19 protein-coding genes are annotated in these 23,013 nt (G+C 46.3%); 8 read left to right on the top strand and 11 right to left on the bottom strand.

The annotated features are described in order from the left end of the window. Nucleotides 1–210 precede the first annotated feature (210 nt). The 4 genes from BC349_RS11270 to BC349_RS11255 all read right to left on the bottom strand — a co-directional run bounded on the left by BC349_RS11270 (nucleotide 211) and on the right by BC349_RS11255 (nucleotide 5,643). Nucleotides 211–960 (bottom strand): KilA-N domain-containing protein, encoded by a 750-nt coding sequence (locus tag BC349_RS11270; RefSeq protein ID WP_343063683.1) that lies wholly within the window; start codon nucleotides 958–960, stop codon nucleotides 211–213. A 153-nt stretch (nucleotides 961–1,113) separates the two neighbouring features. Beyond that, nucleotides 1,114–1,362, bottom strand: coding sequence for a hypothetical protein (locus BC349_RS11265; protein ID WP_187256818.1), 249 nt, complete (start codon nucleotides 1,360–1,362; stop codon nucleotides 1,114–1,116). 46 nt (nucleotides 1,363–1,408) lie between these two features. Then, nucleotides 1,409–2,980 (bottom strand): hypothetical protein, encoded by a 1,572-nt coding sequence (locus BC349_RS11260; protein WP_187256817.1) that lies wholly within the window; start codon nucleotides 2,978–2,980, stop codon nucleotides 1,409–1,411. A 56-nt stretch (nucleotides 2,981–3,036) separates the two neighbouring features. Next, complete coding sequence (locus BC349_RS11255; protein WP_187256816.1) at nucleotides 3,037–5,643, bottom strand: metallophosphoesterase; 2,607 nt, start codon at nucleotides 5,641–5,643, stop codon at nucleotides 3,037–3,039. Nucleotides 5,644–5,815: 172 nt separating this feature from the next. Between BC349_RS11255 and BC349_RS11250 the strand changes: the two genes are divergently transcribed. Continuing rightward, nucleotides 5,816–6,370, top strand: a complete 555-nt coding sequence (locus BC349_RS11250; protein ID WP_187256815.1) for an ORF6N domain-containing protein — start codon at nucleotides 5,816–5,818, stop codon at nucleotides 6,368–6,370. Between the two features lie 37 nt (nucleotides 6,371–6,407). Here the strand turns inward: BC349_RS11250 and BC349_RS11245 are convergent, their stop codons facing one another. The 5 genes from BC349_RS11245 to BC349_RS11225 form a co-directional block, all read right to left on the bottom strand. Next, on the bottom strand, nucleotides 6,408–7,439 hold the full coding sequence (locus BC349_RS11245) for an adenylate/guanylate cyclase domain-containing protein (RefSeq protein WP_187256814.1): 1,032 nt from the start codon (nucleotides 7,437–7,439) through the stop codon (nucleotides 6,408–6,410). Further along, entirely contained in the window at nucleotides 7,439–7,813 is a 375-nt protein-coding gene (locus BC349_RS11240) for a response regulator (protein WP_187256813.1), read from the bottom strand. Before BC349_RS11240 ends, BC349_RS11245 begins: the two co-directional genes overlap by 1 nt. Nucleotides 7,814–7,824: 11 nt before the next feature. After that, nucleotides 7,825–9,798, bottom strand: coding sequence for a tetratricopeptide repeat-containing sensor histidine kinase (locus BC349_RS11235; protein ID WP_187256812.1), 1,974 nt, complete (start codon nucleotides 9,796–9,798; stop codon nucleotides 7,825–7,827). A 5-nt stretch (nucleotides 9,799–9,803) separates the two neighbouring features. After that, the gene (locus BC349_RS11230; protein ID WP_187256811.1) at nucleotides 9,804–12,821 is read right to left on the bottom strand and encodes an ATP-binding protein; all 3,018 of its coding nucleotides are present in this window, start codon (nucleotides 12,819–12,821) and stop codon (nucleotides 9,804–9,806) included. 260 nt (nucleotides 12,822–13,081) lie between these two features. Further along, nucleotides 13,082–13,801 carry a ligand-binding sensor domain-containing protein gene (locus BC349_RS11225; protein ID WP_187256810.1) on the bottom strand — a complete coding sequence of 240 codons (720 nt, stop codon included), beginning with the start codon at nucleotides 13,799–13,801 and terminating at the stop codon, nucleotides 13,082–13,084. Between the two features lie 152 nt (nucleotides 13,802–13,953). Between BC349_RS11225 and BC349_RS11220 the strand changes: the two genes are divergently transcribed. Genes BC349_RS11220 through BC349_RS11210 form a run of 3 tightly spaced genes read left to right on the top strand, consistent with a single transcriptional unit; the run spans nucleotide 13,954 to nucleotide 16,166 of the window. Beyond that, on the top strand, nucleotides 13,954–14,922 hold the full coding sequence (locus tag BC349_RS11220) for a winged helix-turn-helix domain-containing protein (RefSeq protein WP_222840147.1): 969 nt from the start codon (nucleotides 13,954–13,956) through the stop codon (nucleotides 14,920–14,922). 59 nt (nucleotides 14,923–14,981) lie between these two features. Continuing rightward, nucleotides 14,982–15,914 carry an ADP-ribosylglycohydrolase family protein gene (locus tag BC349_RS11215; RefSeq protein WP_187256809.1) on the top strand — a complete coding sequence of 311 codons (933 nt, stop codon included), beginning with the start codon at nucleotides 14,982–14,984 and terminating at the stop codon, nucleotides 15,912–15,914. A gap of 18 nt (nucleotides 15,915–15,932) precedes the next feature. Next, the gene (locus BC349_RS11210) at nucleotides 15,933–16,166 is read left to right on the top strand and encodes a hypothetical protein (RefSeq protein WP_187256808.1); all 234 of its coding nucleotides are present in this window, start codon (nucleotides 15,933–15,935) and stop codon (nucleotides 16,164–16,166) included. A 50-nt stretch (nucleotides 16,167–16,216) separates the two neighbouring features. Here BC349_RS11210 and BC349_RS11205 read toward each other — a convergent pair whose 3' ends face one another. Then, nucleotides 16,217–16,726: a hypothetical protein gene (locus tag BC349_RS11205; RefSeq protein ID WP_187256807.1), complete on the bottom strand. Its 510-nt coding sequence runs from the start codon at nucleotides 16,724–16,726 to the stop codon at nucleotides 16,217–16,219. Nucleotides 16,727–16,950: 224 nt separating this feature from the next. Here BC349_RS11205 and BC349_RS11200 point away from each other — a divergent pair, with 224 nt between their 5' ends. Further along, a complete protein-coding gene (locus BC349_RS11200) occupies nucleotides 16,951–18,318 on the top strand; it encodes an ATP-binding protein (protein ID WP_187256806.1) in 1,368 nt (455 codons plus the stop codon). A gap of 47 nt (nucleotides 18,319–18,365) precedes the next feature. On the opposite strand, the gene BC349_RS11195 is transcribed toward BC349_RS11200, so the two are convergent. After that, nucleotides 18,366–19,754, bottom strand: a complete 1,389-nt coding sequence (locus BC349_RS11195) for an alpha/beta hydrolase (RefSeq protein ID WP_343063682.1) — start codon at nucleotides 19,752–19,754, stop codon at nucleotides 18,366–18,368. A 154-nt stretch (nucleotides 19,755–19,908) separates the two neighbouring features. Between BC349_RS11195 and BC349_RS11190 the strand changes: the two genes are divergently transcribed. From BC349_RS11190 to BC349_RS11180, 3 genes are read left to right on the top strand one after another with little or no spacing between them, the layout of a single operon-like run. Next, nucleotides 19,909–21,099 carry an acyltransferase family protein gene (locus tag BC349_RS11190; RefSeq protein WP_187256805.1) on the top strand — a complete coding sequence of 397 codons (1,191 nt, stop codon included), beginning with the start codon at nucleotides 19,909–19,911 and terminating at the stop codon, nucleotides 21,097–21,099. 35 nt (nucleotides 21,100–21,134) lie between these two features. After that, on the top strand, nucleotides 21,135–22,199 hold the full coding sequence (locus BC349_RS11185; RefSeq protein ID WP_187256804.1) for a sensor histidine kinase: 1,065 nt from the start codon (nucleotides 21,135–21,137) through the stop codon (nucleotides 22,197–22,199). Next, nucleotides 22,196–22,888: a LytR/AlgR family response regulator transcription factor gene (locus tag BC349_RS11180; RefSeq protein WP_187256803.1), complete on the top strand. Its 693-nt coding sequence runs from the start codon at nucleotides 22,196–22,198 to the stop codon at nucleotides 22,886–22,888. The genes BC349_RS11185 and BC349_RS11180 overlap by 4 nt, the downstream gene beginning before the upstream one ends. Nucleotides 22,889–23,013 lie beyond the last annotated feature (125 nt).

The raw sequence follows: 23,013 nt of genomic DNA, 5'->3' as shown, positions 1-23,013 counted from the left end.
CGATTAAATTCGAAGGAAGTTGACCACCATATTCCGGGTATTAATAACCACTATAAGTCAGAGGTCTATTGGCGTAAAAAATTACAGTTTTCAGTTCAAAAATAGCGGCATAGTTTATGTTTGTTTTATTCGATAATACTTGTTGTTAAGGTAGTTTTATATATTCGAATCGATTCCCTTGTGACAGCTATCAATGAGGCTGTTTTGTCGTCACTTTAATAGCTTCCGTTTTTCTACGTCCTGCAATATGCTCATTTGTTGAATGGCTATCTTATTTAATTTTATCAGTCTCTCTTTTTGCGTTATTTTTTCATTGATGAAAACAGCGTTTAGGTTTTCCATATTTGAAAGGCAAATCAATTCGTTGATTGATGCATAATCTCGGATATTTCCTTTCAGGCCGGGGTTTGCCTCTCTCCATTGTTTGGCGGTTATTCCAAATAATGCAACATTCAATACGTCCGCTTCATTGGCGTAGATGACCGATGTCTGTACCGATGATAATTCCTTTGGTATGAGATTGTGTTTAATAGCATCTGTATGAATGTGATAATTGAGTTTCGCTAGTTCACGTTTGGCTGTCCAACCCAATTGCTTTTGTTCTTCCTCTTTGAGCCGTTGAAATTCTGTTATCAGATACAATTTAAATGGAACGCTGATAGCAGAGCCAAATTCAAATGCAATGTCTTTATGGGCAAATGTTCCGCCGTACTTGCCTTTTCTTACAATTATTCCTATCGCATTGGTTTTCTCAATCCATTCTGAAACGCTTAACACAAAACTGGGTAAGTCCGCCTGCATTTTAAAGTGGTCAAATTCCACCACTTTAAAAGTGGGATTGTTTATTTGTTCCCAGGTTCCTAAAAACTCAAGCGTATAACGTGTTCTTATCCAGTTTTTTATTATATCTGCTGCGCGACTTTCGCTTTCTTTGGCGTTTGCCATATCGGTAAGCGAAATATAATCCCGTTCCTCAACCTATATAATCGTTATTTCCGTGTCTTTTACATTGATTTTTGCCATAAGGTATAAAGTTGTAAAAGATATGCAGATTAATTGTTGTATAGCTAAGCAGAGCGTAATTTCCAGGTAATCTGCTGTATCGCTGGTCCCCTATTTTGTAAAATCACCCTCAGTAATCAGGTCGTTTATGACAAGTTTTTTGATGGTTGCAACCTGGGCATCCGAATGGCTGCCCAGGGTCATCTTGCTATAGAATAATAAGTCGCCAAATTTTTTGAAATCCGAAAAGTATACCGTCGAAACCTCTGCTGAACCTGCCTTCTTTTCATCTTCCCTGATAATATTGAAAGTCTTCTTTTCTATATAAAGTGTTTTCGTTTTACCTGTGATGAACTGCACATTCACTTTAAAACAGTCTTGTCATATTGTATTCTTAAATTTTTACTCAATCAATTGTAATCACCGCTACTTTTAACTCCTTTTCCTTCCTGTCCGATCCCGACGCAGGAACAATGACTTGTTTGTCGTTTTGTATAACCGCTTTAGAAGTATTAAAGAAACGCATCCTGCCGATTCCTTCCGCCAATAGCTTCCTGGATTCTATTTTGCCATCGGTTTGTACAATGGCAGCGGCCAGTGATAGCTCCCGCACTACGGCACCTCCCTTTTGATGTACATCGTTTGCTTTGAGCGGGCCGGTGATATTCTTGTCGTAGTCTGTGTAAATCACCACCATTTTATTCCCGTAAGGCATGAATACGGAATGTGCACCAGGTCCATTGTTGTTGTTGCGGGGTATTTGTGTAAACACAGCTTTCCTCTTTGCATCCAGGAAAGTCATCATAATCGGTCCGGTGAAGTAAATTACATGTCCATTCGAAAAAGTACTCCTGCTGTCATAAATCTCTTCCGGACTTCCGCCTAACATCAATTGTCCGTTGTCTAATTCAATGAGCTGGTACTTAGTTTCGTTAATGCCTCGTTTATCTCTTTTATTATAGCCGAACCCCAGGTCAGCTACCTGCTTTATGTATTCTTCGGGATAGGGAATCCGATTCGTTTTGCCCACCTTCAGGTCAGCACAGGAAATTTCTTTTAACCAGATACCCTCGGTGCGAACAGGGCCATAATAATCTCCGCCCAGGAAAACTTTTGAACCGTCTTTGGCTATCAGCAGCGCGGGACTAAGTAACTCACCGCCGGCGGCTTCTTTTTCCAGGTCGATTTGCTTTTCCTGTTTGTTTTCATTGATGACAATGGCAGCTTTGGCTGCCCAATGAAATGTCTGGTTGAAAAGGGCAGGATAATTTTTGCTATACACCACCGCGATGGTGCCCGTATTGGATATGGCAATATCATGCAGTTGACTCAGATCGGTTCCTTTCACCTGGATGGTTTTACTGAATTGTACATCACCTTTCTGATCGAGTACCCAGGTGAAAAGTTCATCTTTTAATCCACTGGCGGCCAACAGTAACCGGCTGCTGTCCGGACTTGGTTTTACCTGCAAATCTTTAAACATTCTGAGTCCATATATCAGCGTATGGGTATTCGTTAGTGGAAAGCTATACAATGACCGGGTATTGGTGAGCTCAAGTGAATTCCTGTCCAGCTCTGATGCAAATAATTCCATTTTCACCTTATTCACGTGCTTATAATAGAAAAGGAGGAGCTTCCCATGAAATTCTATTGCCAGTGTGTTCATTGGACCAAAAGCCCGTTCCCCGCCTTCCAGCTTGTTCACCTTAATTTCAGTTCCATCCTGATCTGTTTTTCGAATCACCAGGGCATGAATGGCATGTCCAACAATAGATACGTATCCAACCAGGGGCTGCTTAATTGCCGTGGCTTCTACCTGGATAATATTGCTGCCATCAGCAAATCCAATTTTTTCCTCGCCACCCCAGGAGGTAGTGTGTTTTAAATATTTTGATTGATTTTCAACAACAGCGTTCACCGTTTGGGCAGACAGTTGCAGAGTACTGACAAGCAAAAGAAGCCCGAAGAGCTTTTTCATGAAGATATTTTTCGGGTCAAGATAATAGAAGGAAATCAAATTTCAAAATGCCGGCACTAACCCCGGAATACACCTGCATCTCTCACATCGCGCAATGGCGCATGGTCATCACCGGTAGGATGGGTATTTGATAGTTCCTTTTGAATAGCATCATGCGTTACGTAATGGATTTTGGTGATGGCGCCACCATCCACCGCCATCATGCGGCATCCCCGGAAATCCGGCTGTCGCTCCGGCGAACGCAGCCATTCTGAGGGTCCCAGTGCTGCTGTCTGCACCAGCAGGGGGCGCAGGTTTAGCCACCACTGTTTCGCATGGGCAATATTCGGTTGTGCATGGAGGGTATAGGGATAGGGTTTGGCCTTTATATACCATACATTGGAGGAGCGTAACTCCGGTTGTTCGTTGACCGCAGCATTTTCTGATAGCTCTACATGCAGTATTCTTTTCTGTGCAGCGGCATATTCATCTGCCAGCAAACCAGGAATATTTACCGGCCCGTCTGGTTTGATGTTCGTATCATAGGAATGATAATACTGTTCCGGGTTTTCAGTGAAAAACTCGTGACTGAACCGTAGTTTTTGAGAGCCTGCATCCCATATACAGCGACATTCCCAATTCTTGTGTACATGGCCGGATAATACCAGGTCTGCCGCCCGCGGACTGTTCTCCACTCCGGTGATCATCTTCAGGAAATTTAACTGTCCGTTGCGCATCACGCCATAATCCAGCAGGTCGCCACCGTTTCCTTCATGAAACCAGAAACTATTCGTGCGGGACCATCCCGGGTGAACATTCCTGGTGAGGTCAATTGCCCCGGTAGACGATGTTGCAAAAGCGTTGGGATCTATCCTGAACAGGTATTTACGCATTTCGTTCGCATAGGGTGCAGGGTTGGCGCTGCGCACATATTCGCGTAGGAACCAGGAAAAGTCGTTGTGTTTGGGATTGATAACCGGAGCGTGCATGCCAATGATGACCAGTCCGTTTTTCTGTAAAGCCCGGCTTACCATGCTTAATTCCTGCCCGTTGAATCCCTCGGCATCCGGGGAACCGCTGGCGAAATTGTCGGTGGCTTCGCCCTTGCGCCCCAGTTTATACAGGATAACATCCGTATCGCTTTCCAGTGGCTCCGCATCCCATTTGCCATCGATCATGATTACCTGGTGTTCACCCAGTTCCACGGTATAAGATGTTTCCCTGCAGATATGCCGGAAATAATGATCCAGGTTTCCTTTATTGTTGTCGCGGTCAGGCGCAATCATGGCATAGGCCTGGTCGCGATCCACCTTTGCACCGGGTAATCCCAGGTGCTGGCGGGTTGTGATATCAGCTTCACTTTTCGTCAGGTTCATGGAACTATATTGTTCCATCGTTTTATCGGAAGCCGCAGGAATATCGATGGTAAAGAGGGGGTAATAAGGATCCACCCGGTAATCGTGGTTGCCCAGGCTGGTGAGGATAGGAACAGTCAGCTCCTGGTTGTCTACCTGGTCTGGCTTGCCGGTGAGGCCCCGCACGATGTTTTCGAAATAAACAAAATTGTCCTGGTGGTAACCCCGTCCCGCTTCAAAACAGTAGTCCACAACATCACCGGTCAGCATGATGAAATCGAGGTTGCCGGCGCGATGCATCCTGTTGGCATACTGTATGAATTCGCGGAAGTTGTCGTTGAAATTATTGAAATTGCGAACCGCGTCCTCCATGGTCTTATCCCGGAAAAATTTCCGGAACCCATCAACCCTGCGGCTGATATGCGTATCTGTTATGTGCGCAAAACGAAAATCATTCCATTGCTCCCTGAAGTATATCGCATGGGGTGCAATGATATGGGTACGGTTGGGAAACTTCAGGATGATATCATACAACTGTTTATTTTTTACCTGTCCGCCTAGCTGCATGGGACTGCTGTACGTGTGTACATCCGGCAGGCTTGCTACCTCTTTTACTTTGGTGAAGTCGAAGCTGATGGGTATTTCGGCCGTGCCTGCCGTTTCTTTCAGGAATATGCGTCCGTTAAAAAGGGTTTCCAGCAAATGACCGGCAATATTAGGATTGATAAGTGCGCGGAAAAAGTTGAACCTGATGACATCATTGTCCGGAAACTGTCCTGCGTTTATCATCCAGGGATGACCCAATAGCGGAAACTGGAATCTCATTTCCAATACCTGTCCATGACTTTTATCCCCTACATACAGGAGGCCGTATTCGAAGAAAGACACCATACCCTGCGGCAATAAAACGGGATCAGCGATTGGATAACCCATGATGCTTTTTTCCTCGCCCAACTGCTGGTATTTTTTGTAAATGTCGCCGTACACCACTACTCCGCCATGTGTCCAGTAAATAGCGCCCCATTCAAAACGACTGACGCGGCATCGGTAATTTTTGGAATCCATCTCATCCGTAAGCGGGAAGCCAAGTGGCCGGTTTCCTGTTGCCGGGTTAATTTCATGTCCGCCCAGGGATAAATATTTTGTGCGGATGCCTCCATGCACTTCATGGGCAGCATTACCCATGACAGCGTGATAATAAATGGTGGCGTTACTGAATTGTTGTTGCCGGCCTCCGTAGCCGCAATCTGTTTCATTGGTGATTTGGTTACCAAGGTCGAAGCCAGCATGCTGCAACTGCTGCACCTTGGTTTGAATAGGTGTAGGCATTTGGATAAGGTTTGAGAAAAGGAATTTACGAAATATTCGAATGGCCTGCCATACCCTCTTAGTGGTATAGGTAGGGTGTCTGACATGTTTGACATGTTTGAACCTGAAAAGGGGTTTAAAAACGGTTTTCCCTTTTAGGTTTTGATAGTAATATGCTTTGAAATATTCAAATATGGAAATCAGGCAGATACAGAGCAGGATTTATGAAATCCGCGGCCAAAAGGTTATGCTGGATTTTGATCTGGCGGAATTGTATGGTGTGGAAACAAAACGATTGAATGAACAGGTTCGTAGGAATCTGGATAGGTTTCCCCCTGATTTTATGTTTGTTATGACTTTAGAGGAGTGGGAATCGAACTGGTCGCAATTTGCGACCGGTTCCAAAAAATCGGTATTGACAGGGCGACATAGGAATAAGAGTTACCTCCCATATGCTTTCACCGAACATGGAGTAACAATGTTAGCCAGTGTATTGCGAAGTCAGAAAGCTATTCAAATGAGTATTGAGGTTGTTAGAGCTTTTATTTCTTTGAAGCAAATTGTAATGGATATTAGCAGGTTCTCAGACCAACTAATTCAGATTAAAGAAGAGTTTGCAAAAAGAATTAATGAACATGATATCCAGTTAGCTCATATTTATGAAGCAATCGAAAATATGCTCGAAGAAAAAGCCAACCAAATTGTTTGGGAAAACAGGGAAAGAATTGGTTTCGCTGTAAAAATTTGATTCAATTTGTCTCTGATTTGGATCAAACACACCACCATCAATCAATCACCTCATACAGCGTCTGCTCGGCTGATTTATTCTTCAATGAAAACAGGCCGATTCTTTTGCAATTGAACGACTGTTTTATCTTCTCATAACAATCTTCATTGATAACAACCTGTCCGTTTCCTGCGGCGCTCTGCAGGCGCTGTGCAGTATTGACCGTATCGCCAATAACGGTATAGTCTAAACGTTTCAGCGTGGCAGAGCCAATATTTCCCGAAATCATTTCGCCACTGTTTATTCCAATCGATACTTTGGGGAAAAAACCATGTTCAGAGGGGAGGGCATTAATCCTGTCCCGAATAGCCAGGCAGGCTTCAATAGCACGATCCAGGTGAAAATCGCCCTTGAATACGGCCATCACACAGTCGCCCATGAATTTATCGATCACGCCTTTCTGCGCAATCACTTCTTTTACGATCAGGTCGAAATACTGGTTCAGCATTTTAACCACCGTGTCTGGTATTTCTTTTTCACTGATGGCGGTGAAGCTGCAGATATCAATAAAGGCTACGGATCCTTCTACGGTTTCATTGGCCGTTAAAGAATTTTCATATTCCCTGGTGCCCATAAAATTCAGCACATTGGCATCCACATACATTTTAAGGATATTATTTTCTTTGATGGCCTGGAGGGTTTCTTTTAGTTGCTGCACATAACGGATGGTTTTCTCCATGGTTAATTCCAGGTCTTCAAAGTTCACCGGCTTGGTTATGAAATCAAAAGCGCCACGGTTCATGGCTGTCCGGATATTGTCCATATCGCCATAGGCTGAAACAATCACCGATTTTATCAGGGGACTGGATTCGCCCAGTTTATTCAACAGGGTAAGTCCATCCATTTCCGGCATATTGATGTCGCTTAGCAGGATCTCAATATCCGGGTGCTGCCTGATTTTTTCCAATGCTTCGTTTCCATTGGCGGCAAAAACAAATTCATAACGCTGGTCCCTTATTTTCTGGCGGAATTTTTGTTTGATCAGTGTTTCCAGGTCTGCCTCGTCATCGGCCACTAATATTTTTACCATTAGTTGATTGTTTTTAGTTTTTCCCTTAATTGGTTAAAGTCCACCGGTTTGGTTAAAAAATCGTCTGCACCGAGTTCTTTCGCAGTATTGAAATTTTCAGCATCGCCATAGGCCGTTATCATCATCACCAGGGGAGGTGGTTTATGATATTTCTGTTTGATATGGTCCAGCAGTTCCAATCCGCTCATGCCGGGCATGTTGATATCAGATAATATAAGAACCGCTTCCTGCTCATGTGCATTCAAATACGTTAATGCCTCCTCTCCGGAAAAAGCAAATACAAACTGCATTTCCCCGCTTTTGATTTCTTTTCTAAAGCGTTGTTCAAATAAAACCTGCACATCTGTTTCGTCGTCTACTACCAGAATTTTCATTGGTTTACTTTTTAAGCGGGCAAGCTGATGATGAAGGTGGCACCTTCATTTTCTTTGGTTTCTACTTTCAATTCACCGCCATGTCCTTTGGTAACTATATCATAGCTCATACTTAAGCCTAATCCTGTTCCCTGTCCGGTTGGTTTGGTGGTGAAGAAGGGCTGAAAGATTTTCTCTATAACTTTTTTTGGGATGCCATTTCCATTATCGGTTACACTTATCATTACTTTCCCCTCCTTTCTTTTGGTGCTGACTGTAACAGCCGGCTCGTAAACTGCTGAGGTTGTTGCGGTCAGAGTCTTCTTCTTTTCATTTACTGCATAAAAAGCATTGGTGATTAAATTTAAAATCACCCTGCCCATATCCTGCGGCAGAATATTAATATTGCCGATGCTGTCATCAAAATCTGTTTTCATGGCGGCATTGAATGATTTGTCTTTTGCCCTCAGGCCATGATAGGCCAATCGCAGGTATTCGTCGGCTAAAGCATTGATATTGGTGGGTTCTTTGATGCCGCTTCCACTGCGACTGTGTTGCAGCATTCCTTTTACTATGCCATCTGCCCGTTTGCCGTGATGGTTTATTTTTTCCAGGTTTTGTACGAGGTCGTTGGCGATTGCTTTTACTTCGTCCTTATTTCCCTTATCCATTTCTTCCACCATTTCTTTTACCAATTCCGCACTCACTTCTGAAAAATTATTCACGAAGTTTAATGGGTTCTGTATTTCATGGGCAATGCCGGCGGTGAGTTCCCCCAGTGAAGCCATTTTTTCGGATTGTACCAGTTGCGACTGGGTTGATTTTAAGTTATCAAGGGTGGCTTCCAGGATTTTATTAGCTTTTTGTTTCTGCCTGTTGTTTTGATACAGGATTAAACCGATTATCAGGAAAACTCCGATGGCAGCCAGCAGCAGGTTTGTTCTGATCTTATTCTGATAGTTGATTTTTTCGGCAGCGATATCGCGCTGCCGCTGGTCTTCCTCAAAGGTCATCATCTGCAATTGCTGGTTGGCCCTTGTATTGTTTAAGGAATCGTTTGCCGCCTTGTAAATTTTCAGGTATTTTATCGTGCTATCGGCATTACTGTTTTCATAAATATCTGTGAGTAGTTTGGAAGGTTTTATGGCCAGGTAACTAAATACGCTGTTGTGCACTACGTCTATTGCTTTTTTTGCATAAAGGATGCAGGAGTCTGTTTGCCTGGATCTTTGAAAATGTTCTGCAAATGCCTGGTAAGCCATTGCCCTGTACCGGACCGAGTGATTTTCATCTGCTGAATTAATTGCCTTGTTGTAATATTCCAAAGCCTTTGGATTATCACCCATTTTACTGTATGCGCCTGCAATATTTGAAAAAATATAGCTCGACTGTGTGGCAAAACCTCTCAGGGCTACTGTTTTTTCATAGGCTAGTTTGCCATAAAACAGGGAAGAGTCCAATTGATTGGTTGCCAGGAAAACCGCGGCAAGGTTCATCATTGGCCAGACTTCCAGAATTTTAACTTTACCGGCACTGGCATTTTGTTTGGCGGCCGTATATAGATTGAGGGCTTTTTCATTTTCTCCCCGATCCTTATAAATATGCCCGATTTGGTTTTGGGCCCAGGAAAGAACAGATATATTCCTGCTTTTTTCTGCCAGTACAATGGCTTTATGATGATAATCCAGGCCCTTTATATGATCACCCGATAAACGATATCCCTGTCCCGCCAGACTATACGCGTTTGATTCTGCGATAATGTCCTTAGATTTTTGGGCAATAAGCAATAGTTTTTGAAAAGTTTCCAGAATCAGTAAAGGGTATCCTTCCACTCTTGTATCATAGATATCCAGGATTAATTCAAACCGTTTGGCAGGATCCTTTTCTGCCTCAACTAATTGCAGAATTGAATCGACTTCCTGCCTGGTTGATTGAATGATCTCATCCTGGCCAAAGCCTGAAAAAAAACATAACAGGAAACAAATATGGATACCCAGTTTTTTCATGGCGGTTATAAGGTATTTAATTGAATGATAAACTCACTTCCTTCTCCCTCCTTTGTTTCCACCCTCAATTCTCCGCCATGTGCTTTTACAATATCATAACTCAGACTCAATCCCAGGCCCGTTCCCTGCCCGGTTGGTTTGGTGGTGAAGAAGGGCTGAAAGATTTTGTCCAGTATTTTGGGAGGAATGCCATTGCCGTTGTCGGTGATGGTTATAAAAACATGATCGCCTTCTTTTTTCGTGCTTACTGAAACAGTTGGATGATATCCTGTGATATTTTCCTTCTTTTTTTCACCCACTACATAAAACGCATTGGTAATTAAATTCAGAATAACCCGGCCAATATCCTGTGGAATAATGCTGATTTTACCAATACTGTTATCATAATCCGTTTTTAAGGTGGCATTAAAACTTTTGTCCTTTGCCCTCAATCCGTGATATGCCAATCGCAGGTACTCATCCGCCAGTGCATTAATATCAGTTGGTTCTTTTTGACCACTGCTGCTGCGGCTGTGTAACAACATCCCCTTCACAATGCCATCTGCCCGTTTGCCATGATGGTTTATTTTTTCCAGGTTCTGTTTTACATCTTTCAGCAATTCTTTTACTTCCCCATAATTTCCTTTTTCTGCTTCCTCCATCATTTCATCCAGTAACTCATTGCTTACTTCTGAAAAATTATTGACGAAGTTTAAAGGGTTCTGGATTTCATGGGCAATGCCAGCGGTGAGTTCACCCAGCGATGCCATTTTTTCGGCCTGGATCAGTTGCTTCTGTGTAATCTGTAATTCACTCAGGGCGTCTTCAGCCCTTTTCTTTTCAGTTTGCAGTTTTAGCAGGTCCTCTTCTGCCTGTAAGGCCTGTGCTTCTGCTTTTTGCAGATCAAGGAATCTTGTATAGGTCTGTTCGAAAACCTTGGCGAAGCGAATAAAAATGTCATGTGCCCCGGGAGCCGGTTCATACGTAATGAAAAGTATATAGCCATATCTGAAATAGGCTACATGGTCAATTTGTGAAGCAGGAAAGGGTAAGCCCTTTTTTTTCATGATGAGCAATTGATCGCCTACACCGGGCAGGCTGCATAAATACTCGTAGTGGGCGGGACATTCATTTTCCCCGATTTCATTGATCAGCAGTGTTTCTCCTCTTTGGCCGGCTTCGTAATAACGAAGAAATATGCCTTCTCTCGGGGTTCTGTATCTGTTAAATACGCCTTCGCCATTACTACCCCATTCGGTTGAGTACTGTTGGTTGTCATCATAAATATTAAATGCGCAAAACCAGGTGGCCACTCCCAGAATCTGCACCTGCTTAACCAATTCAAGGGAGAGATCGGCCAGTTCTTCACTGTTGCGCATGGCCATAGATCTGGCTCTTACTCTTTCAAGCGCCAGTTCAATCCGGGCATTTCTTGCCTGTTCTTCCACTTTTTGCAGATCGAGAAACCGGGTATAAGTCTGTTCAAATAACCTGGCGAAACGAATAAAAATGTCATAGGATTCCTGGCAATGTTTGTAGGTGATAAACATAAGATAACCCTGGGAAAAGAAAGTGCAATGCATAATTTGGAAAGAAGGCGCTGAAAGTCCCTTTGATTCCGCATCATCCAGGATCTTCCTGAAGGTGGGAATAGAAGCCATGTACTTGTAATGGGCTATGAGTTCCTTACCAGACTGTTCCTCCATAAATATGGTTTCCCCCCGCTGTTCTGCATTATAGATACGTTGAAAGATATCCTTTGAACTGTCGGTTTTGAAAGGCGGCTGAAGCCGGTCCATGCCACTCATCCAGGCTGTAGCGGCTTTGCGGTCCTCGTCCCAAATATTAAATCCGCAGCCCATCAGGTTAACATCCAGGGCAGCAATCTGCTGGAACATAACGGCGGCGGACTCCTGCAATTCCTCGCTTCGCTGCATGGCCATTGTGCGGGAGCGAACCCGTTCCAAAGCCGCTTCTATCTGCGATTCCCGGGCCATGGCTTCGGCCGTTTTGATATCCACATATTTTTTATAAGCCAGGTCAAATGTGTTTTTGAAACGTTCCAGTACATACAATTTTTCAGCAGTGATGGCACGGTATGTTGAAATGCCAATGCCGCTTTCCCCTACTGAATAATTATAATAATGCAGGGACTTAATATGGTTAAGCCGCGGGTCATCGTATTCCTTGTTGGCTATCCTGAAGGCTTTCCAGTCCTTCAGTTCCTTTCCGGATATGACGATTTCTGAAAATGAATCTTTTTCCTTCCGGATGTCTTTGATGAACTTTTCAATGAGCTGATTTCCACTGTAAGGGATGCTGGATAAACTTTCCCCGGTAGCATCGGAATAATCGTAGTTCAGAAAATAATTCCGGTCATCAAAAAAAGTATGGATCATGGTATTCCTGCATTCATCAAATCCCAGTAACCGCAACTCAGTATAAAGCTGTTTGCATATACCCATCAGGTCGTTGGGTGTTTTCATGCCCATGGCCACGGTCCTTACCCTTTCGAGTGAAGCTTCAATCTCCAGTTCACGGGTCTTGTTTTCCAATTCGGCAGTGCGGCGTTTTACTGCTTCTTTTAATTCAAGATTCTCTTTTGTTATCTGGGTGAAGGCAAAGGTTTCTCCTTCTTCCGTTTTTGAATCAGGATAGGAACCGTGCTGGTGAAGGATTTTCCATCCGCTGCTTGTTTTTTCCAACAGGGACGACAATCTCAGTTTTGCATAAAAGACCCAGCTTTCTCCGGGTTTAATATACATGTCGCCAAATTCATGAACCATGATATAAGGGTCGTAAACGATGAGCTGCGTTTTCTTTTGTCGCAATTCTGCCATGCCCTTCAACTGGTGAGCCACCTTGTTGGAGTAGTCTGTTATTTCTTTTTTGTTATTCCATATCTCTTCCCGGGTGGTACCGATATTTTTGTATTCCCTGTGTAAAAAGGAGGCCCATTGTTTCAGGTCACCCTTCAGGTAGCTATCCCAGTAGGTGTCCATTACCTGTTTTATTTCGGATTCCAGTTTTTTGGTCAGTTTCATACCTTGGGGTTAACTGCTGATGGCAATAGTTAAATAGCGAAAAGCGACAGGATGCCTTTCAATAGGTATGGTTGATGTCAATATTATTTGTAATATAAGCTACAATTCTAAGTTTTAATCTGCAATGACCATTGTTTCGGGAACAGCAGTGCAAAAAATTACGGTGGTAGTTAAGAGAGGGGGCACCTTCTTATCCACCACCGTAGCCACGGCAGATGCTTCGGGCAGCTTTTCCAAATCTGCACCGGTAGTTATTTATCCTAACACCCGGGCCTTACTACATTCACCAGGTTTTTGCCGTCGAATTTGAATAGTCCGTATCCTTCCGTTCCAAACCAGAGATGCCCGGATTTGTCTTCATAGATATTCCTGATGGCGGTGCGGATCGGAACGGCTTTTTCTTTCCGGGGTTCCTGGTACATGGGCAGGGTGGTAAATGCCTCCTGGTCGAATCTCGCCAGTCCGGATCTGGTTCCGGCCCAGAGCCTGCCTTTACTGTCGATATGCAGGGTCAGCACTTCATTATCCGGCAATCCGTTTTCACGGGTAAAATTGGTAAAGCCATTGGCATTGCGGCGCGATACCCCGCCATTGGTAGCCATCCATACCTGTCCGGCTGCATCCTGGACAATGGTTCGTACCGAATTTCCGGCCAGGCCGTTTTCGGTCCGGATGGAATGGTAATCCCGGCCATCAAAAAACACCACGCCTTCTTCACCGGTGGCAATCCAGAGATGCCCGGATTTGTCCTCCAGCACCTGTTGCACGGAGGTACTGATCTGGAGATTTTCCGGTCCCTGGTTCTGGCTTTGGAGGAAGGCCTGCGGGCCGGGCCATAGCCGGATGGTTCCGGACGGCAGGGTGGCCTGGGTTTTTTGGAGCGGCAGGCTGTCGGTGCCGGCAGCGGAAGAAGTAACCGGTTCGGTGACGGCTCCATCAAGGCTGATAAGCCAAATCAGTAAAAGCAAATGTGTGGTCATGGGAGGAAGTTTTAAATGATAAAAAAGAAGTTGACACCAAATTAAAACTTGCCTTTCCCTTTCTGGTAAAACCCTTGTAAAATGGTTGTAAACAGTTTGTAAATTGATGATTTTACGCCGTGGTGGTCTGCCTTTACAGTTATATTTGGGTCATGAAATGGAAGCTGTATCTGCCTTTTCTGGTGATTGTTCCGGTAGTTGTCCTGGCGGCTTTTATTAGCAGCCGGCCAGCGGAGCCGGAATTTGAATCGGCGCGGGAGATGATCGTGTTGCGAAAAATTGCCCACGAAGTGCTGCGGTCGGCAGGCGACAGCATTTCCAGGATACCTTCTATTCAACGGATATCCGATACGGAATTCCGGATTCCATTTGAGCGTCGTTTCACCTTTGAGCCCGACTCGCTGGTGAAGACCATCCACCAGGTGATGCATGCCAATGCCCTGGGCGACAGGTATATTGTAAATGTGCTGGAGCCATCCACCGGAGAAGTGGTGTTTGGATATGCCATGCTGGGGGCAGGGCAGGACGATATCGTACCCTGCCTGGGCCGGGAACAACAGGCAAGAAACTACACCATTGTGATTACGCTGGCAAAGGGGAAAGCATTCCCAACCAATTGGATGCTTTGGGTGACAGGGAGTTTGGTGGCAGCTATATTGTTCTACTTGTTCTGGATGAATAGCAGGAGACCAGGGGCTGGTTCAGGGAACATTCCTCTTGTTTCTGAAGAAGTTGGGAGGGAAGAACCGGGAGTAGTTGAGCCGGATGCAGCGGAGCCCGGTGTTTCTGAAGCTGGTGTTTCTGGGCCGGACGGAAAAGGTGTGCCGATTGGGTTATACCGGTTTATGCCGGAGGAGCGGATGCTGTATTTTGAAGAGGAAAAAACAGAGTTGACCGCCAAGGAAGCACGTTTGCTGGGGATTTTTATCCGGCAGCTCAACCAGGTAATTGATCGCAAACAACTTCAGAAAGAAGTGTGGGAAGATGAAGGCATTATTGTTGGCCGCAGCCTGGACATGTTTATATCGCGCATCCGGAAAAAGCTCGACCGTGATCCGGCCTTGAAATTAATCAATATTCATGGCAAGGGGTATAAGCTGGAACTGAACGGAAGCTTATAACCTACCCCTTTGCAAATAGATGGCAATCCACCATCTTACCATTGCACAAAACACTACTCATGATCTCCAACTCACAGCATCTTTCTGCCGCCGTATGGGGTTTTGTTATAGGCGATGCGCTGGGCGTACCCGTTGAATTCAACCACCGTGATGCCCTGAAAGACAGGCCGGTTACCGATATGATGGGTTGGGGAACCTATCACCAGCCTCCGGGTACCTGGAGCGATGACAGCTCCATGATGCTTTGTACCCTGGAAAATCTACGGGAACAAGGCAGTATGACAACATTGGCCGATAAGTTTGTTCGCTGGTACCGCGATGCTTACATGACCCCGCACAACGAGGTCTTCGATATCGGGAATACCACCCGTGCAGCCATCCAGCAACTGATCAATGGCACCCCCTGGCAGCAGTCCGGCATCACTGAAGAACGCATCGCCTGCGGAAATGGCACCCTGATGAGATCCCTGCCATTCGCTTTTTTTGATGCCTACATCCAATTACCTGCCGCAGCCGAAAAATACAATCTGCTCTCCCGGGCGGGATCTATCACCCATGCTCACCCGCTGCCCAATACCTGCTGTTTTTTCTATGTGGAACTCCTGGTTGCCCTAAGCAGGGGACTGTCGCCTGAAAAAGCGCTGAACATCTCACGGCAACAGACCCGCGAACTGGTAAGACTGCAGCCCGATTCCGGCGATTCACTGTTACAGAAAATGCATCGCATCCTGGAAGCCGACTTCACCACCATCCCGGAATCCGATATCCGTTCCGGGGGATATGTGATCCATACCCTCGAAGCCGTGCTCTGGTGCTGGCTCCATGGCAAGGGTTTTCGCGATACGATACTGATGGCGGTGAACCTCGGCGATGATACGGATACCGTGGCTGCCCTAACTGGTGGCATAGCCGGGCTCCTTTACGGGGTGGATGAAGAATGGAAGGCAGGAATCGCGAACCCTGCACTGGTAGAGCAGTTACTGAAGTTTTAATACTTAAAACCTTCCGCTATGTATATACTGTATTCCCTTGCCGCCACCCTGGTTTGTATGATCATATACCGGACAGCCCATCGTTCCATTGACTCGATGGTGGCAGGTATTGAACGGCCCTGGCTGAAACGATCCCTCGGTTTTACACTGAAAACGCTGGCCTTGCTCACGACGGTGTCGGTTGCCTTGCTGAGCATATTTGTTTTTGCCATGCTGGCGAATGGAAAGAAAGGCAATAACAAAGGGGCATAAAGCCCCTTTGTTGTAATCACCCGGGAAGATTCCTCTTTTAAAAAATATTCTTAATAGTTATCTGCCGCGATAATTGCTCCCGTTGCTATCAATGCGCCTGCGCCGATTCCGGCCAGTATGGCGGCACCCTTTCTTTTCTTTTTCACCGGCACGGGATCAACGATGACAGGTTTCTGCATAATGGTTGGCCGGATGAGGGTGGTATCGGCAGCGGTCATTTTCCTGAAATTTTTGTAGTTGGCGGGCCATCCGGTAACGGTAACGGTTACCCGACTGCCTTCGGTGTCGATCTGGTAAGCGGGCTCAATCAGTACATCGGCATTACCTGATTTTAGGGCGGCGGCGATGGCTTCCATTTTCATCAGGTCAAGGGATGTGCTGATAGTGCCCGCTTTGGTGCCGCTGACTTTGGTTTCACGTACATCGAGGTCGGCTACTACCGGAAAATGCAAGACCCCGGCACCCACAATATCCAGGGTTTTGGCAGTGCTGGTTTTCTGAAGGCTGCTGCAGGAGAATAAGGTGGTGCAGGTGAGGGCCATGACTATGAGTTTTTTCATTGCTGCGATCGGAGGGTTTTATAACTCCGGATCGCAAGATTAAACCGCAGCCTTGCAGCCTATTTGCAATGAACGGATAAGGGCCTGGACATTCACTTTCGATTTGCAACCGATCAGGGAATCCTGAAGAGGGAGAAAATTTGCCTATAAAATGTGACATGAATCTTAAAAAAATGCCTATAAATTGTGACATATTTATGGTGAAAATGCCCTAATTTTGTGACATGTTTCAAAGAAACGTGTTGGCAGAACTGGATAAATGGCGCCTTTCAGATAAGCGTAAACCACTGGTAATCAGAGGTGCAAGACAGGTAGGAAAGACAACCCTGGTGCATCGCTTCGCAGAAAGGTTTGAGCAGTACATCTACCTGAACCTGGAGTTGTCGGCGGACCGTAAGCCTTTTGAACAGTTTACCACGGTTGACCAATTTTTGGAAGCGGTGTTCTTTCTGAAAAATAGAAGCTACCGGAACCGAAAAAACACGCTCTTATTCATTGACGAGATCCAGGAATTACCTGAGGCAATGAATATGCTGAGGTACCTGTATGAAGAAGCGCCGGACCTGCCCGTTATTGCGGCCGGCAGTTTACTTGAAACTATTTTTAATCAAAAGCTTCATTTCCCGGTGGGGAGGGTGGATTACCTGGTGGTAAGGCCCGCAGGCTTCTCTGAATTCCTGGAAGCATTGGGCGAAGTGCAGGCCCTGGAGCAATGGAACAAACTGCCCCTGGCTGATTTTGCTGTTGAAAGACTTTTTCAGCTATTCCACCAGTATGCGATCATTGGCGGAATGCCGGCTATCGTACAACAATATGCCGATCACCGCGATCTTACCTCGCTGAAGAATCTGTATGAAAGCCTGATTGCCGGCTACCTGGACGATGTGGAAAAATATGCGGGATCACAGAGCCATGTACAGCATATCCGCCATGCTATTCGTGCTTCCTATGCAGAGGCCGGTAAACGCATCAAATTCCATGGCTTCGGAAAATCTGTCTATGGAAGTCGTGAGATGGGGGAGGCTTTACGTACCCTGGAAAAAGCCATGCTGCTGCACCTGGTGTATCCCAATACCAGCGCGGTTCTGCCGCTACTGCCCGATACACGCAAGTCGCCCCGCCTTCAGGTGCTGGATACCGGGCTGTTAAACTATTCCCTGGGGATTCAAAAAGAGATTATCGGCACGGCTGACCTACAGGATGTGTATGGTGGCACCATGATCGAACACCTTGTTGGACAGGAAATGCTATCCACTATGTATGGTGCATTGAGCGGTTTGCATTTCTGGACGCGTGATAAGGCCGGTTCTTCCGCGGAACTGGATTGGCTCTATCCCTGGGAGGGTAAATTAATTCCGGTTGAAGTGAAGTCGGGAGCCACAGGAAAGCTCAGGTCCCTGCATGTTTTTATGGAGGATGCTCCGCACCGGATGGCTGTTCGATTCTATGCTGGTGGCATCCAGATCAATGAAGCAAAGACGATGAGTGGCAAGACCTATTTCCTGCTCAATCTCCCCTATTTTCTGGCAGCAAAGCTGGAGAATTATTTACCCTGGTTTAATGACCAGGTATCAGGAATCACCAACGCCTGAAATTCAACCAGCATACTAAAAGTAGACCCCGATTTCAGGCATAGAACTTAAAGCAGAAACGGCTGGCTGCCCAAATCTTTCCTGTCGCCGTGGAAATCAGCCGGGACGCCACGATTTATATTAAGTGATAAAAATCGCTCCACATCATACCAGGCACTCTGCGCGGAAGGGGAGATAACTGGCAATATCAGATCAAAAGCGTGATCGGTTTGGGGAAGGAGATGCATGACAACGGGTATTTTCAATGCTTCCAGCTTTTCCCTGAGTCGATGCATGGGTTCTTCCGGGGCCAGGATATCCTGCCGGCCATGGATGATCAGGGTAGGCGGAGAGCTGCTGTTTACATAGTTCAGTGGTGAATACTGGGCATAGGTTTCGGGCTTTTCCTCCGGACTTCCACCCAGCATCGGCGCCAGCATACCGGGTTCCACTTCCTTGTCAAAGCCAAGCCGGTGAAAGGAATCGCCCATCCCTTTTCGCAACCATTCCGGCATACCGCCTTCCTTTCCTTTTTTGTTTTTACCCAGTGCCGAACGACTGGTCAGGTGCTGGCAGGTATGGTAGTAGGTGGCGGACAGGTCTGATTGTCCGTATAAAGAAATAACTGCGCTTACACGCAGGTCTGTTCCTTCGAGGTCCGCGGGTCTTAATTGCGCTTGTTCATGTCCGTAAGCTGCCAGCAGGGCGATGTGCGCGCCGGAGGATCCGCCACCAATGGTGATCTTATCCAGGTCAACACCATATTCCGCTGCATGTGCTTTCATCCAGGCAATTGCATGAAAGGCATCTTCTAACATGCCCTTCATATCTGTTTCCGGGAAAAGGCGGTGGGCAAGATCCATGACCAGGTGTCCCTCCGCCGCGAGATGGCGAAAGAATTTCCTTGTTCCATAATCCTTGTCGAGCACGGTCCACGCACTTCCATGCAGGTAGATAAATGCATGTCCGGATTTTTCCACTCCTTTGGGCGGCTGCCAGATATCGCACAGAATGGCACGGCCGGTGGTGGAGATGGTATGACAAACAATGTTTTGCTGCCATTGTGGTTCCGGACTTGATGGCAACCGGAATACATATCTCGCAGGCAGAAATCCTGCTTTAACGGAAGGCGGAATCCGGTTGTACCAATCCTTCCCGAAAGCCTGTTCAAAAGCGGTGGATACATCCGGGCCGCGGGTGATAGAATAGATATGGATCAGGTACAGGAGTGCGCCAATGGTTCCCATCACAAACACTACAGGCGAGTGAAAGAACATACCGGAAACGGCAATCAGTAGTCCGATCAGGAATAATAAAGGTGAAAGGGCCGATACAAATACTTTTATCATCCACAGGAACAGGGTGGTCGGCTGGTGCAATCTCAACAGGGCAAAGCGGACCAGCGCCAGGTGGATGGTGCCGGTCACGATGAATAATATTTCGGTAAAGGAGGTCACGACTTCTGTTCATGCCAAGGTAATAAAGTGCCTGCGGTTAAAAAATGATTTAGGTCCCCCAACCCATGCATTTCGTCAAATAAATCTGACCGATGGTCAAACCGATTTGACCTGCCGCAAGTGCCGGTATAGGTTTGTGGAATAAATATGCATTATGTCTCTCAGTCCATCTGCTTCGTTGACCACCCCAAAACTTCGCATCAGTTATATCGACTGGCTTCGCTTTCTGGCCATCCTGGGCGTATTGCTTTACCACAGTGGGCGCCCCTTTATTGTCGAGGATCCCTGGCATATCAACGACCCGGTAAAAAGTGACCTGCTCACCGAATTCAATTTTTTCCTGAGCCGCTTCAGGATGCCCCTCTTGTTTTTCATCTCCGGCGCCGTTACCTGGCTCATGATGCAAAACCGCACCGCTGGGGGCTTTGTGAAACTCCGCCTGAAAAGGTTGTTCATCCCATTGCTGGCAGGCGTGTTACTGGTCATCCCTCCCCAGGTATATTTCGAACGCCTCCACCAGGGATATACCGGTTCCTTCCTGGATTTTTATCCCACCATTTTCAGTTCCGGTCCCTATCCCGAAGGCAATTTCAGTTGGCACCATCTCTGGTTCATCGCCTATCTCTTTGTATATGATATCCTGCTTGCGCCTTTCTTCGGCTGGTGCCGCAAACCCGCTGCAACCGCTTTTATCAGGCGACTTGGTTCACTGTCCAAGGGATACCGCGTGTACTGGCTGATGCTTCCTTCGGTTTTGATCTATTCTTTTTTTGTGGTGAAATATCCTTCTACCAATGACCTCATACACGACCCGTTGTATTTTTTCTATTGGATGCTTTTCCTGCTGGCGGGTTATCTCTGCCTGCTGCAACCCGCGCTGATGGAAAGCCTGGAGCGAAACCGAAGACTCTCGTTGTCCCTGGCTTTCCTGCTACTGCTCCTGATCAATGGCCTTCGATGGAACGATTACAACTGGTTTGATGGAACCTATCCCATAGATTCGTGGCAGACCTATATCTATCTCGCCCGCGAGCCACTGCACACCTGGCTCTGGGTATTCGCAATAGTGGGCTACGGAAAAAAATACCTGGATCGCCCGCATCCCGCGCTCAACTATATCAACCAGTCGCTTTATCCATTTTATATCCTGCACCAGACTATTATTGTGATCATCGCTTATTATGTGGTGCAGATCTCTGATCCGGTTAGCTTGAAATGGATATTTATTGTGCTGACAACTTTTACAGTGTCTATGCTGACCTTTCATCTGTTCATCCGGCCATTCTATATTACCAGACTGCTTTTCGGCATGAAGAAAAAGGCCGGGAAAACTATAGTACCTTAACAATAATTTTTTTAACAGCGCATTTTCCGGCAATCATGATCAGAGTTGCACATTTCAGACAGGCATTGAAATTGCCCTGGACCGCCAGGCGCGCATTCTTTGTGGTCTCTTTCGGCCTGCTCGTGTATGTTTTTTTCCGCCTGCTCAATGATGTGATCACCGGCACCAAATTCTGGTTGCGTGCCATCGAAACGAACGCCGCTGAAATCATTGGCTGTGCGCTGATCAGTTTCGTGTTTGAATGGGTGGTGAATAGTTTCCTGCTGGCAGCTGAGAAAGAGGATTTTTCAGGTAGCAATAAACCCAGGAATCTCTTTATTTTCCTGGTCGTATGCCTGCAACTGGTGGTGGTGCTCTTCATTTTCCCTCTTGCGGAATTTACCGATGATGGATTACAATGGTACGATGTGATCATCCTGAGTTTTGTGCCGCAGAGTGCCTGGCTGATTTATTTCTTTGTACGGCTGAGCCAGTTGCAAAGCAGGAAGACGCATGAAAAACATCTGCTGGTGGAACAGATCAGTAAAGACAAACTTACTGCTGAACTGGATTACCTGAAAGCGCAATTCCATCCGCATTTTTTGTTCAATGCTTTGAATACGGTGTATTTCCAGATACACGAGGATAATGTGGCGGCCCGGCAAACCATCGAGAACCTGGCTGCACTGCTGCGTTACCAGTTATATGACCAGGAGGATAGGGTTCCTTTGCAGGAGGAGTTTAATCACCTCGATAATTATATTGCCCTGCAGCGGCAGCGATCCAGTGAAGCATTGCAGCTGGATGTCAGTTGGCCGGCAGTTGCTGATGGTGTGAATGGTGCAACCATCTATCCCCTGCTGCTGCTTCCCCTGGTAGAAAATGCCTTCAAGTTTACCGGCGGGGATCAGTGGATCAGGATTCGATCTGAGCTGCACCAACACCAATTGCGCGTGCAGGTGGAGAATTCCATTCCTTCCATTGCGCATGACCGTGAGAAGGGCGGAATTGGGCTGGTGAACCTGCGCAAACGGCTCGATCTGCTCTATCCGGGCCGCTATTCCCTGAACATGGAGAAGAGTAATCATTCTTACTCCGCCAACCTGCAAATCGATCTATGAAAATATCCTGTATCATAACCGACGATGAACCATTGGCGCGGAAGGGGCTGAGCAGCTATGTGGGAAGGATCGATTTTTTGGAACTGGTGGCCGAATGTGGTGATGCGGTTTCGCTGAACAATGCGTTGGCTGCTGCAACGGTGAACCTGGTTTTCCTGGATATTGAAATGCCTTATATCAGTGGCATCGAACTGCTGACATCCCTGGCCAATCCGCCGAAAATTATTTTTACTACTGCCTATGAAAAATACGCACTCAGGGGGTACGAGCTGGATGTGCTCGATTACCTGCTGAAGCCGATTTCATTTGACCGGTTCCTGCGGTCAGCGAACAAGGCCTATGAATATTTTGCGGAGCGAAAGCAACTGTCGGATGCCGAACCATTTTTCATAAAAACCGAGGGGCGTTACCTCAGGCTTGACTGGAAAGATATTGTGTTGATTGAGGCCATGGAGAATTATATGTGTATCCATGCCGCCGGAGAAAAACACCTGGTGCACATCACTATGAAACAGTTGCTGGAAAGAATGCCTTCCAGCTTTTTGCAGGTACATAAATCAAGCATTATCAATATGGATCGGGTCACTGGCATCCAGGGCAATATCATCGAGCTGGGCGGCCTGCAGGCCGCGATCTCCCGTGGTCTGAAGGATTCGGTGATGGAAAAAATCCTGCAAAACCGATTATAGGCGTCTGACGCGCGTCTGACGTACGTCAGACGCACGTCAGACGCGTTTGGTCCGGCTCACCCAATCCGGAGCATCGTTTATTTCTTGCCGCAGGGAAAGATTTATTTGTGCTGGAGTTTTTTCCC

It is taken from the genome of Flavihumibacter stibioxidans (genome assembly GCF_014332695.1).
GTDB classification, from domain to species: domain Bacteria; phylum Bacteroidota; class Bacteroidia; order Chitinophagales; family Chitinophagaceae; genus Flavihumibacter; species Flavihumibacter stibioxidans.
This window is presented reverse-complemented; position numbering and strand designations above follow the sequence as displayed.